We start from the raw sequence: 13,523 nt of genomic DNA on the forward strand, positions 1-13,523 counted from the left end.
TTATAGGTTTAATTTAACTATTAACCGCTTGTTAACAAGAACTTATAGAAAGGACACCTATCTTTGTGTTATTAACCTATAAAACAAATTAAAAATGGCATCAAATAATACAGGACAAACGCTACTAGCTTTATTAACAGGAGCAGCAATCGGAGCAGGAATTGGAATTTTATATGCTCCAGACAAAGGTTCTAAAACAAGAGATAAGCTAAATAAAGAAGCTAAGAAAACTCAAAAGAAATTAAATAAGCAACTTAAAGAAACTAGTAAAAATTTAAGTGATAAAGCTCAAAAAGCACGCTATAGTTTCGATCAGAAGCTAAATGAAACTCTTTCTACTGCAAGCCATAAAGCAGATGACATTTTGGTGGCAATGGAAGAAAAACTAGAGGCTTTAAGAAAACAAAATGCTAAATTACAAGCTGATTCAACATTAGATGAAGCTAAAGCAGCTGCGAAAAAAGTAGTATCGTAAATATGTTTAAAGATCTAACAGATAGTTTAAATAAGATTACCGAAAAAATAGAAGATTATGGTGTAAGCACTGCGGAGTATTATAAACTCCGCTTGTTTAAATCTGTTATGAAAGGCAGTATATCACTAGTTAATCTTTTAGTTTATGGTAGTCTTTTTCTATTTGTTCTAGTCTTTCTTTCTGTAGGTGCAGCCTTTTGGCTAGGCACTTATTTTGAACATGTATACGTAGGTTTTCTACTAATAGGTGCATTTTATGGTATTCTATTACTTTTAATGTTCGTTTTTGGGAAGAAAGTAATAGAACGGAAGATGCTTTACAAGTTCTCTGGTATTTTATACGATGAAGATGATATTGAGCCTAAAGAGAAGGCTGAACAAGAGATTGAAGATTATCAAGATATCCTTAAAAATGATACTCTAGCAGAAGATAGGCTTAAAGAAATGAATCTTTAATATTGATACTATGAAGAGATACACTACTTTCGAAGAAATAGATAGAGATCTGAAATACTTGCGTTTAAAGTCTCAAATAGACCTTGAAGAAGTAAAATTAGGGTTTACTAAAAGTAAAGAAACCGCTAAAGAATCATTTTCACCAATGAATTTAATTGCTAGTACTGCATCATCAATTATTAAGAAAGCCTTTGTTTTAAAAGTAGTTGATAAGCTAATTGGTATTAAAACTGTAAAGACGAAATAAGTTTTTTCTTTTAATTGAACTTAAAACTTATTTCTAAATAGAGGACTGCCTTCAAAATTCTTGAAATAAAATATTAAAAAAGCCGTCTCAATTTGTTTTGAGACGGCTTTTTTTGGATACTATATAATAATAAGATTAATAGTTTAAATCTTCTCCTTCTTCAGGTCTTTCTGGGGCTTCTCGTTTAGTTCTCTGTTTGGGAACTATACCTTTTTTAAGATTTTGTTTTTTCATTTCCTCCCCAATTTGATTACTAGCAACAAATGAAGCAATCATATCATTAAGCATATTGCTTCCCGCTTGTGGTGAATTAGGCAATAAGATAAGGTTGGTATTGGTTTCTTCACCTATAGATTGCAGTGTGTCGTAATGTTGTGTAACTACAATTAGCGCCGATGCTTCTTGCGAGTTGATTCCAACATTGTTTAATACATCTACACTTTCTTCAAGTCCACGTGCAATTTCACGACGTTGATCGGCAATACCTTGTCCTTGTAAACGCTTGCTTTCAGCTTCAGCACGTGCCTTAGCAACAATTTTAATACGTTCCGCTTCAGCTTCAAATTCTGCAGCTACTTTTTCACGTTCTGCAGCATTAATTCTATTCATAGCTGCTTTTACTTGAACGTCTGGGTCAATATCGGTAACGAGTGTTTTAATAATATCGTAACCGTATTCGCTCATAGCTTCGTTTAACTCTGCTTTTACCGCAATAGCTACATCATCTTTTCTTTCGAAAACATCATCTAGCTTCATTTTTGGAACTTCTGCACGTACTACGTCAAAAACATAAGAGGTAATCTGATCGTGTGGGTTTTCAAGCTTATAAAAAGCATCGTAAACCTTCAGTTTTAATACTTGAAATTGAACTGATATTTTTAGTCTAACAAAAACATCATCTTTAGTTTTCGTTTCAACTATTACATCAAGTTGTTGAATTTTCAAATTTATTCTTCCTGCAATTCGATCTATAAAGGGTATTTTAAACTGTAATCCAGAATTTCTCATACTTTGAAATCTTCCGAATCGCTCTATTATAGCGGCAGTTTGTTGTTTAACTGTAAAAAATGCACCTAAAATAATAAATAAACCAAGGAGTAAAATTGGCACTACAATAGCATAACCCATATATTTAATTTTAATTGATAATAATTAGTTGTTTAAGGTACAAAATTTTAGCAATTATTAAGCTATTGTTTCAATTGCCTTATTTATTCGAGCTACGCCTTCTTTCTTTCCTAAAATTGAAAGAATTTCAAAAACATCTGGTCCTTTCATTTCACCTACTAGTGATAATCGTAAAGGCATCATTACTTTTCCAAATCCTATATTTTCAGATGTAATCCAACCTTTTACTTTTTCTGAAAGAGTTTCTGCTGAAAAATCTTCTTCATTTTCAATAATATTGACTACTTTTTGAAGTAATTTAGGTGTTTCTTCTTTAAATGCTTTAGCTGAAGCCTTTTCATCGTAATTAGTAGGTGCTTCAAAAAAGAAACTTCCTTGCTCCCAAAGATCACTTACAAACGTTGCGCGCTCTTTTAAAATTGAAACAATTTTAGTTATGTCTAGGCCAGTATCAGTCGATACACTTTTTTCTTTTAAGAATTTAATAAAATCTTCTGAGAGTGTTGCGTCGTCAACCTTTTGTAAATACTGATTCTGAAACCATTTTGTCTTTTCAGGATCAAATTTTGCACCTGCCTTATGTACACGTTCTAATTCGAAAGCTTCAACCAATTCTTCTAAACTAAAAATTTCTTGTTCAGTGCCGGGATTCCATCCTAAAAAGGCCAACATATTTACTACTGCTTCAGGTAAATAACCATCTTCACGGTAGCCTGAGAATATATCTCCTTCCGCAGTTTTCCATTGTAATGGAAATACAGGGAAGCCCATTTTATCTCCGTCTCGCTTGCTTAATTTTCCGTTTCCAGTTGGTTTTAAAATTAGAGGTAAGTGAGCAAATTCAGGAGCTTTCCAGCCAAATGCACGATATAATAAAACGTGTAATGCCAAGGATGGCAACCATTCTTCTCCTCGAATTACGTGAGTAATATTCATTAAATGGTCGTCTACAATATTTGCTAAGTGGTAGGTTGGCATTCCATCACTTTTAAACAAAACCTTATCATCAAGAATGTTTGAATCTACTTGAATACCGCCGCGAATAATATCGTGAAGCATTAGCATTTCATTTTCTGGTGACTTAAAACGAATTACATACTCATCTCCGTTCTCAATTTTTTGTTGCGTTTCTTCAGCCGATAAAACCAAAGAATTATTCAACTTCAAACGGTTATGCCAGTTATAAATAAAGGTTTTTCCTTTTTCTTCGTGGTCTTTGCGATGTGCATCAAGTTCATCTGAAGTATCAAAAGCATAATATGCATTTCCAGACTCTATTAACGCATCTGCATATTGTTTATAGAGCTCTTTTCTTTCGCTTTGGCGGTATGGAGCACAATTACCTTCTTTATTTGGACCCTCATCGTAAGGAATATTTAACCAGTTTAAAGCTTCAATAATGTATTGCTCAGCGCCTTCTACATAACGGTTTTGGTCGGTGTCTTCAATTCTAAGGAGAAAATCACCTCCGTGTTTTTTTGCAAATAAATAGTTGTACAATGCGGTGCGTACACCTCCAATATGTAAAGGCCCTGTTGGACTAGGGGCAAAACGTACCCGAACTTTTTCTGACATAATATGCATTCTTTTTATGAAGTTGCAAAGGTACAATTATGGTGTCTCATATTAAAGCTATTGGTGCCTGCGGTTTGTTTCTTTTTTTGGAGCAATATTTGTACCTTATAGAGAGCAAAATTTATTGTAATTTAGAAGATTTGAATATCATTAAGCACAATTATGAGCACCTTTAGTATCATTCAGCAAAAGCTGGAGGAATTTATTAGGAAATACTACACCAATGAGCTTATAAAAGGAAGCATCCTTTTCTTTGCCATTGGACTGTTGTACCTCCTAATTACGCTATTGGTTGAATACTTCCTTTGGCTAAATCCGTTAGGAAGGCGTATTTTATTTTGGACATTTATAATTGTTGAAATAAGCTTATTTATTCGATTTATCGCTTTCCCACTTGCGAAGCTTTTTAAACTTCAAAAAGGTATTAATTATGAGGAAGCATCAAGAATTATTGGAAATCATTTTCCTGAGGTTAGTGATAAACTACTAAATGTAATTCAACTTAATCACAACAAGCACGAAAGTGAATTGCTTGCAGCCAGTATAGATCAAAAAGCTTCAGAACTACAACCAATTCCATTTAAAAGTGCTATAAATTTTAAAAAGAATGCTAAATACTTGAAATATGCAGCAATTCCTGTTTTAATATTTCTTTTATTTAGTTCTTTAGGAGGAACTGATATTTTTTCTAGTAGTTATAAGCGCGTTGTTCATTACGACACAGCATTTGAACCACCAGCGCCATTTTCTTTTTTTGTATTAAATGAAAATCTCAATGCAATCGAAAACAGTTCTTTTGTGTTAAAAGTTAGAGCGGAAGGTTCGGCAGTTCCTGAAAATGCGAGTATCATTTACAATGGTGAATCGTACTATATGCAGCAAACAATGCCAGGAACTTTTGAATACACTTTCCAACAACCTGTTGAGAATATTTCTTTTAATTTAAAAGCGAATAAAGTTACTTCTCGTCAATATGTATTAGATGTTGTTAAAACACCTTCTTTACTTAATTACGAAATGGTTTTAGACTATCCTTCCTATACAGGAAAGCGAGATGAAACCTTAAAAAGCACCGGAAATGCTACAATTCCGGAGGGAACTAGAGTTAGATGGAATCTTATAACTAAAAACACCGAGTTTGTTTCCTTAAAAACTGCTGATACAAGCTATTCCTTTGTGCCAAAAAATCAAAGTTTTCATTTTGAAAAAGCAGTTTACAATAAATTAGACTACACCATTACTACATCTAATGAAAAATTAAAAGAATATGAAAATCTTGCTTTTACTTTAAATGTCGTAAAAGATCAATATCCAGAAATTAGCGTTCAGTCTAAACAAGATAGCGCTGATATTCAACGTGTTTTATTTCTTGGCCAGATTTCAGACGATTACGGGCTTACTAAACTGCGCTTGGTGTATTTCCCTGAAGGAGAAGAGAAACTCGCTAAAACAGAAGCATTACCTATTAACAAGACGAATTTCGACCAATTTACGTATTTATTTCCAGGTAATTTAGAATTAGAAGAAGGTGTAGCTTATGAATATTATTTTGAAGTTTTTGACAACGATGTAATTCACAATTACAAATCGTCTAAATCTTCAGTTTATTCTTTTAGAAAATTAACAAAGAGTGAATTTGAAGATGAGCAGCTAAAAAATCAACAAGACGCTATCAAAGGTTTAGATAAATCATTGGATGATTTAAAAGAACAAAAGGAATCTCTTGATGAGTTATCTAGAATGCAAAAAGAAAAAAACGAGCTTAATTATAACGACAAGAAAAAACTTGAGAACTTTATTAAGCGTCAGAAGCAGCAGGAGGAAATGATGAAGAATTTTTCAGAAGAAATGAAAAAGGAGCTAGATAATTTCCAGCCTGAAAATAAAGAAAACGATCCATTTAAAGAAGAATTACAAAAGCGTCTTGAGGAAAATGAAGAGCGGTTAAAAGAAAACGAAAAATTATTAGAAGAGCTCGAAAAACTTCAAGATAAAATAAACAAAGAAGAGCTTACAGATAAACTAGAAAAGTTAGCTAAGCAAAATAAAAATCAAGAGAAAAATTTAGAACAACTTGTAGAGTTAACCAAGAGGTATTACGTAGAAAAGAAAGCGGAAAAACTTGCTGAGGAGCTGTTCAAAATGGGGGAAGAGCAAGAGAAACTTGCCGACAAACCTGAAAGTGAAAACACAAAAGAAGCGCAAGAACAACTCAACAAAAAGTTTGAAGATTATCAAAAGCAAATGGATGAGCTTCAAAAGGAAAATGAAGGTTTAAAGTCCCCAATGGATATTCCTCAAGATAAAGCCGGGGAGCAAGAAGTCGAACAAGAGCAACAAAAAGCAACTGATAAACTTGAAGATCAGAAACCAAGTGAAGCTGGAAAAAGTCAAAAGAAGGCTGGTGAGAAGATGAAAGAAATGAGTAAACAGATGCAAATGCAAATGCAATCAGGTGGGATGGAATCTATGGAAGAAGACCTAAAAATGGTTCGCCAGATAGTAGATAACCTTGTCGTGTTTTCTTTTAAACAAGAGAATTTAATGGAAGATTTTAAGAAAATTGAATACGGTAATCCTATCTACGGCATCAAATTGAATATTCAAAACGACTTAAGAACGAATTTTGAACATATAGATGATAGCCTATTTGCCTTGTCACTTAGACAGCCTATGATAGGTTCACAAATAACGAGTTCCTTGATTGAAATTCAGTATAATTTGGACAAATCATTAGAGCGTCTTGCAGAGAATCAAATGCGACAAGGAGTTGGTAATCAGCAATATACTATGACTGGTTCCAACGATTTAGCTGTTTTATTAAGTGATGTTATGAGCAATATGCAAATGCAGATGTCTATGTCTATGGGTTCTGGCTCTGGTGAAGGTATGCCTAGTCCTGGTTCAGGTTCAGGTAAGGAATTTCAGCTTCCAGATATAATTGAAGGACAAGAAAGTTTAGGTGAGAAAATGAAGAATGCTATGAATAAAGGGCAAGAAGGTCAGGAAGGTCAAGGTGAAGGCGAGGGCCAGGGTGAAGGTGACGGTCAAGGTGATGGCGAAGGTGAAAATGGTAAGGACGGCAAAAATGGGAAGTCTGGTAATGAAAACGGTGGTGATAAAGAAGGTAGTGGAGATAGTGAAGAGATGAACGGTGAACTTTTTGAAATATACAAGCAACAACAAGAGCTTAGGCAAAAACTCCAAGATAGATTAAGCAAAGAAGGATTAAATGGGAATGGAGGTGCTTTACTAAAAAAAATGGAAGGAATTGAACAACAATTACTCGACAAAGGATTTAACCAAAGTACGCTTCAGGAAATCTTAAATCTTAAATATGAACTATTAAAATTGGATGAGGCCGATTTTGAGCAAGGTCAGGAAACTAGAAGAGAAGCCGAAACTAATTTTAAAGATTATAGAAACAACATTCAATTGTCTCCAGAAGAGATAAAAAAATACTTTAATACAACTGAAATTTTAAATCGCGAGGCCTTACCTTTGCGCCAGAATTATAAAAATAAAGTTCAAGACTATTTTAAGGGCAACACTGAATGATAGAATTTAATTTTGAAACAGATTTTAAATTAGACAACGATACTCTTTTAAATGAGTGGATATCTAATGTAATTACTTCAGAAGGTTTCGAAGTAGGTGAGGTTCATTACATATTTTGCGATGATGAATTTCTGCATAAATTGAATGTAGAGTTTTTAAATCACGATACTCTTACCGATGTAATAAGTTTCGATTACAGAATGGGAAACCAGATCAATGGTGAAATTTTTATTTCTGTTGAACGAGTTCAGGATAACGCAAAAGATTTTAATAATAGTTTTGAAGAAGAATTACACCGTGTAATGATTCACGGAATTCTTCATTTCTGTGGTTATAAAGACAAAACAGATGAAGAGGAAGCTTTAATGCGTAACAAAGAAAATGAAGCTTTATCTCTTTTACATCCGTAAATGGATGTTTCTTTATCTAACTTGTTTAATGTTAGATTATTATTGTAATTTTGCACCCCTTTTTTAATAAGAATACTAAATGTTCCACGTGGAACAATTGAAAGAATATATGTTTGAAAGTGAATATGATGTTATTGTAGTTGGTGCTGGTCATGCAGGTTCAGAAGCCGCGGCCGCAGCTGCTAACTTAGGTTCTAAGACTCTTTTAGTTACCATGAATTTACAGACCATTGCTCAAATGAGTTGCAATCCTGCTATGGGTGGAATTGCAAAGGGTCAAATAGTTCGTGAAATAGATGCACTAGGAGGTTATAGCGGAATTGTTTCCGACAAATCTGCTATACAGTTTAAGATGCTTAATAAATCTAAAGGACCTGCAATGTGGAGTCCGAGAGTTCAGAGTGACCGAATGCGTTTTGCTGAAACTTGGAGGTTGATGTTAGAGCAAACTCCAAATCTAGATTTCTATCAAGAGATGATCTCTGGTATTATAGTTGAAAATGGAATTGTAAAAGGAGTAAGAACTTCTCTAGGTTTAGAAATTAAAGCCAAAAGTGTTGTGCTTACAAATGGTACTTTTTTAAATGGTTTAATTCATATCGGTGAAAAACAATTTGGAGGAGGACGAGCTGGTGAAAAAGCATCGACAGGAATAACTAAAGATTTAACCGATTTAGGTTTTGAAGCAGGAAGAATGAAAACAGGAACCCCACCTAGAGTAGATGGTCGATCGTTAGATTTTTCCAAAATGATTCCTCAACCTGGAGATGATGTGCCAGAAAAATTTTCATTTACAGACCTAACAAAACCTTTAACCAAACAACGATCTTGTCATATGAGTCATACAAGTTTGGATGTACATAATATTTTAAGAGAAGGTTTTGATAGATCACCAATGTTTAACGGAGCGATTCAAAGTACTGGTCCGCGTTATTGTCCTTCAATAGAAGATAAGATAAATCGTTTTGCTGATAAAGACAGACATCAACTTTTTGTAGAGCCCGAAGGATGGAATACTGTTGAATATTATATCAATGGTTTTTCAACTTCTTTACCTGAGGATATTCAGTTTAAAGCCTTACGCCAAGTTAGAGGTTTTGAAAATGTGAAATTTTTCCGTCCAGGTTATGCTATTGAGTACGATTATTTCCCACCAACACAATTAAAACACACCCTAGAAACTAAGCTTGTTTCTGGTTTATATTTTGCTGGCCAGATAAACGGTACAACTGGATATGAAGAAGCAGCTTCTCAAGGGCTAATGGCTGGGATAAATGCTCACCTAAAAATTAATGAAAAAGATCCTTTTATTCTTCAACGTAACGAGGCTTATATTGGTGTTTTAATAGACGACTTAATTACAAAAGGTACAGAAGAGCCATATAGAATGTTTACTTCTCGTGCAGAATACAGAACGTTATTAAGACAAGATAATGCCGATTTCCGTTTAACACCAAAATCCTTTGCGATTGGTTTGGTCGACGAAAGTCGTATGAGAAAGATGGAAGATAAAAAAGAAAAGTCTGAAGCTTTTGTTCAGTTTTTTAAGGAGACAAGTTCCGCACCAGAAGAAATTAATCCTATTTTCGAAGAAAAGAATTCTGCCCTAGTTACTCAGAGTGATAAGATGTTTAAGTTTTTCTCTCGTCCAGAAATAACAATGGAGGATATGAAGCAAATTGAATCGGTGAAGGAGTTTATTCAAGAAAATGAATTAGATTCTGAAATGATTCAACAAGCAGAAATCCAAGTTAAGTATTCAGGGTATATTGCTAAGGAAAAAAATAACGCCGATAAATTGAATCGTTTAGAAGGTTTAAAAATTCCTGAGTCTTTTGATTATTCAAAGTTGAAATCTCTTTCTTATGAAGCAAGAGAAAAACTTACCAAAATAAGACCAGCTACCGTTTCACAAGCTTCAAGAATTAGCGGTGTTTCTCCAAATGACGTTTCTGTTTTGTTAGTATACATGGGACGATAACAACATTGTTTCACGTGGAACACTACTTTCTTATTTAATATTTAATTCGTTTTTGATTGGAAACTAATTCTAAAATACACTTATCGGTAAAAGATTATTTGGTCTCAGGAGAGACCTTTAATTTGACATATAATGAAGAATTAGACTTTCTGAAAACAGTACCACAACCTAAGGAAGAAGATCTTCATAAATATTATGAAAGCGAAGAGTACATTTCGCACACCGATGAGAAAAGGGGAGTACTTTCACTTCTATATCAAACTGTAAAAAAATGGTCTTTAAAAAATAAGACAAATTTAATTGCTACAGAAAATAATGGCGTTGGTTCATTATTGGATGTAGGAGCAGGAACGGGAGATTTTTTGATTGCAGCTAAAACTAATGGATGGAAAGTTTCCGGAGTCGAACCTAATAAAAATGCTTTAAAGTTAGCTTCCGAAAAAGGGATCGAATTAGAATCCAATTTAGATAAATTTGTCGGAAATCAATTTGATGTCGTTACACTTTGGCACGTTTTGGAACATATTCCTAATTTGGAGGAAACGGTTATCAAATTATCCAATTTGGTAAAACCGAATGGAACTTTAATAATTGCAGTTCCTAATTTCAAAAGTTACGATGCTAAATATTATAAAGAGTATTGGGCTGCTTATGATGTGCCTCGTCACCTTTGGCATTTTTCAAAAACTTCAATTGAAAAAATATTTGCAAAGGAGTTTATGCTTCATAAAATTAAACCGATGATATTCGATTCGTTTTACGTGAGTCTACTTTCGGAAAAATATAAAACAGGAAATAAATTTTCATTAAAAGCTTTTTGGATAGGACTTAAGTCAAATTTAAGCGCTAAACAATCTAAAGAGTACTCTTCACACATTTATTGCTTCAAAAAAGCAAAATAAGCGCTTATAACGCGTTTTCTATTCACTTATAGTATATTGCCTTTAAAAATTTTCGTTTCTTCGTTAAAAACAGCCTAGCGAAGCTGTTTTTAATAATAAATATCAATTAAAATTAAATTTTAATAAAAAATATTTATGCTTGCTCGGAGCGGTGAATAAGTCGGGTTAATTTTATAGAAAGATCGGTGAAGATAATTTTTGCATTTCCATTTCGCTCAATATGATAAGAAGCATCTTCAAGTGCAGAATTAATTTCAAAAATATTATTCTGATGAACAAAGGGAGCAAATTTTGGAAGAGAAAAAGTTTTGTCCTTAGCTTCAAAAAATAAAAGTGATTCAGCTTGGTAGTTTTTTAGAAGAGCTTGTCTAAACACTTCATTACAATACATCAAAAATTTCTTTTGAGTTTCACGTCCTTGTCCAGCAAGTTCATCACTCCAAGACAATAATGTATTTATAGCACCCTTGTTTCCTTTAGCTCTAAATGCAGTTCGAACCCATGTGATAAACCATTTTTCAAAAATCTCGTCCTCCCCACTTTCATCCAGCAGTTGTAAAGCTTTGTTGTAATCTCCTTGGGCTTTACGCGCAGTATTTTGTGCTAAAGATTCAGAAATATTTTGGGTTAGAATTAATTCTTCAGAAATATCGGCTTCAGAAAGAAGGGGAAAGGAAAGCTTTTGACAACGAGATCTAATAGTCGTTATTATTTGTTCCTCTTGTTCGGTTAGTAGGAGAAGAACAGTTTTATCTGAAGGTTCTTCAACTAGTTTCAAAATTTTATTGGCGCATTCGACATTCATATTCTCGGCCATCCAAATTATCATCACTTTATAACCACCTTGAAAGGATTTTAAAGAGAGTTTTTTCGCGATATTTTCCGCTTCATACTTACTAATGTTACCTTGTTTTTTTTCAATACCAATGTGTAGTAACCACTCAAAAAGTGAGGCATATGGATTGTTCAAAACAAATTTTCGCCATTCGTCTGAGTAATTGTCAGAAATAGCATTCTTTTTTGCTATATCACTAGTATTTACTGGATATACGAAATGTAAATCAGGATGCGATAATTTTGAAACCTTGCTCTTACAAGCAGTATATTCTGGACTTCCTTCTTCGTAATTAATACACAGCAATTCGGCAGCGTAAGCAATTGCCATAGGGAGTAATCCGCTTCCGTTTACACCTTCAAATAATTGTGCGTGTGGAATACGACCATTTTCAATGGTTTTTATAAGATGCGACTTTAAATGCTTTTGTCCTATTACTTCTGAAAAATCCATTCGCAAATCTAATCAATTTTACGGTTTTTTTTCATTTTGAAGTTTTTCCGAGTCCTATTTCTTACAAATGGGAAAATGAAAGTAATTCGTTCCGCATAAATCTTCTAAAAGGGTATATTTGCATTTCAAAATTCAGCTTATGAAAACTGTAAACGATATCAATTTTAAAGGAAAGAAAGCATTAATTCGAGTTGACTACAATGTACCACTCGACGAAAACTTCAATGTAACAGATACAACACGTATTCGTGCATCAAAACCAACTATATTAAAAATATTGGAAGATGGTGGAAGTTGTATTTTAATGTCTCACTTAGGAAGACCAAAAAATAGAGAAGAGGAGTTTTCATTAAAACATATCGTAAAAACCTTATCTGAAATTCTTGGAGTACAAGCTCAATTTGTTGATGATTGTATAGGTCCAAAAGCTGAGGAAGCGGTTAATAACTGTAAATCTGGCGAAATTATTTTGTTAGAGAATCTTAGATATTATGAAGAAGAGACAAAGGGCGATCGCGAATTTGCTGAAAAGTTGTCAAAGCTTGGCGATGTTTATGTAAATGATGCCTTTGGAACTGCGCATCGCGCTCACGCTTCAACAGCGGTAATTGCAGATTTTTTCCCTGAAAATAAATGTTTTGGGCTACTACTTGCTTCCGAAGTTGAAAACGTGAAAAAAGTATTAGAAACAAATGTAAAACCGGTAACAGCGGTTATTGGTGGTGCTAAGGTTTCCTCAAAAATTACAATTATTGAAAACATACTAGATAAAATCGACCATTTGATTATTGGTGGAGGTATGGCTTTTACATTTATAAAGGCGCAGGGTGGAAAAATTGGAAGCTCTTTAGTAGAAGAAGACAAACAAGACCTTGCCCTTGAAATTTTAGAAATGGCAAAAAGTAAATCGGTACAAGTGCATTTACCTGTAGATGCTGTAATTGCTGATAGTTTTTCTGAATTTGCCAATACTAAAATTGAAGAAGTAAACAATATCCCCGACGGATGGATGGGGTTAGACGTTGGTCCTAAAACCAATGAGTTATTTGGTAACGTAATTTCTGAATCAAAAACGATACTGTGGAACGGTCCTGTAGGAGTTTTTGAAATGGAAAAATTTGAAGAAGGTACTAAAACCTTAGGCTTTAATATTGCCAAAGCAACAAAAAGCGGTGCTTTTTCATTAGTTGGAGGAGGTGATTCTGTTGCTGCAGTTCACAAATTTAAATTAAGTGACAAAGTAAGTTATGTTTCTACAGGAGGTGGAGCAATGTTAGAAATGCTTGAAGGTAAGAGTTTACCGGGTATAAAGGCTTTAATGTAGAAACGTTAAATATCAAATACTTAGTAGCTCGAAACGCTAAAATTGCATAATTTCGCAAAAACGTTATTTTTGAAATAATTAAATGGCATAATTTGCGTTATCTATACTTGAGTATTGATAAACAATTCTGCTTAAAAATTAATCAGGCAAATTTGCCGAAATTATTATTGCACCAAGCTA

The 13,523-nt window shown here is 33.6% G+C and carries 11 protein-coding genes; 8 read left to right on the forward strand and 3 right to left on the reverse strand.

All coding sequences use genetic code 11. From position 1 onward, the window contains the following. Window positions 1-94 precede the first annotated feature (94 nt). Genes FHP04_RS02040 through FHP04_RS02050 form a run of 3 tightly spaced genes read left to right on the forward strand, consistent with a single transcriptional unit; the run spans window position 95 to window position 1,177 of the window. Complete coding sequence (locus tag FHP04_RS02040) at window positions 95-475, forward strand: YtxH domain-containing protein (RefSeq protein WP_139854170.1); 381 nt, start codon at window positions 95-97, stop codon at window positions 473-475. A 2-nt stretch (window positions 476-477) separates the two neighbouring features. Continuing rightward, on the forward strand, window positions 478-930 hold the full coding sequence (locus FHP04_RS02045) for a phage holin family protein (RefSeq protein ID WP_139854171.1): 453 nt from the start codon (window positions 478-480) through the stop codon (window positions 928-930). Between the two features lie 10 nt (window positions 931-940). Next, window positions 941-1,177 (forward strand): DUF6327 family protein, encoded by a 237-nt coding sequence (locus tag FHP04_RS02050; protein ID WP_139854172.1) that lies wholly within the window; start codon window positions 941-943, stop codon window positions 1,175-1,177. Between the two features lie 135 nt (window positions 1,178-1,312). Here the strand turns inward: FHP04_RS02050 and FHP04_RS02055 are convergent, their stop codons facing one another. After that, the gene (locus tag FHP04_RS02055) at window positions 1,313-2,305 is read right to left on the reverse strand and encodes an SPFH domain-containing protein (protein ID WP_139854173.1); all 993 of its coding nucleotides are present in this window, start codon (window positions 2,303-2,305) and stop codon (window positions 1,313-1,315) included. A 57-nt stretch (window positions 2,306-2,362) separates the two neighbouring features. Then, the gene (gltX, locus tag FHP04_RS02060) at window positions 2,363-3,880 is read right to left on the reverse strand and encodes a glutamate--tRNA ligase (RefSeq protein WP_139854174.1); all 1,518 of its coding nucleotides are present in this window, start codon (window positions 3,878-3,880) and stop codon (window positions 2,363-2,365) included. Window positions 3,881-4,042: 162 nt separating this feature from the next. Between gltX and FHP04_RS02065 the strand changes: the two genes are divergently transcribed. From FHP04_RS02065 to FHP04_RS02080, 4 genes are all read left to right on the forward strand, one after another. Further along, a complete protein-coding gene (locus FHP04_RS02065) occupies window positions 4,043-7,438 on the forward strand; it encodes a DUF4175 family protein (RefSeq protein ID WP_139854175.1) in 3,396 nt (1,131 codons plus the stop codon). Next, on the forward strand, window positions 7,435-7,848 hold the full coding sequence (gene ybeY, locus FHP04_RS02070) for an rRNA maturation RNase YbeY (protein ID WP_139854176.1): 414 nt from the start codon (window positions 7,435-7,437) through the stop codon (window positions 7,846-7,848). Before FHP04_RS02065 ends, ybeY begins: the two co-directional genes overlap by 4 nt. 109 nt (window positions 7,849-7,957) lie before the next feature. Further along, window positions 7,958-9,829, forward strand: coding sequence for a tRNA uridine-5-carboxymethylaminomethyl(34) synthesis enzyme MnmG (gene mnmG, locus FHP04_RS02075; RefSeq protein ID WP_139854419.1), 1,872 nt, complete (start codon window positions 7,958-7,960; stop codon window positions 9,827-9,829). Window positions 9,830-9,885: 56 nt separating this feature from the next. Beyond that, a complete protein-coding gene (locus FHP04_RS02080; protein WP_139854177.1) occupies window positions 9,886-10,731 on the forward strand; it encodes a class I SAM-dependent methyltransferase in 846 nt (281 codons plus the stop codon). A 133-nt stretch (window positions 10,732-10,864) separates the two neighbouring features. Here FHP04_RS02080 and FHP04_RS02085 read toward each other — a convergent pair whose 3' ends face one another. Continuing rightward, window positions 10,865-12,019 carry a DNA polymerase III subunit gene (locus FHP04_RS02085; RefSeq protein WP_139854178.1) on the reverse strand — a complete coding sequence of 385 codons (1,155 nt, stop codon included), beginning with the start codon at window positions 12,017-12,019 and terminating at the stop codon, window positions 10,865-10,867. A 139-nt stretch (window positions 12,020-12,158) separates the two neighbouring features. Between FHP04_RS02085 and FHP04_RS02090 the strand changes: the two genes are divergently transcribed. Beyond that, complete coding sequence (locus FHP04_RS02090; RefSeq protein WP_139854179.1) at window positions 12,159-13,343, forward strand: phosphoglycerate kinase; 1,185 nt, start codon at window positions 12,159-12,161, stop codon at window positions 13,341-13,343. Window positions 13,344-13,523 lie beyond the last annotated feature (180 nt).

Origin of the sequence: Aequorivita sinensis (genome assembly GCF_006346335.1) — a bacterium.
Lineage (GTDB): Bacteria > Bacteroidota > Bacteroidia > Flavobacteriales > Flavobacteriaceae > Aequorivita > Aequorivita sinensis.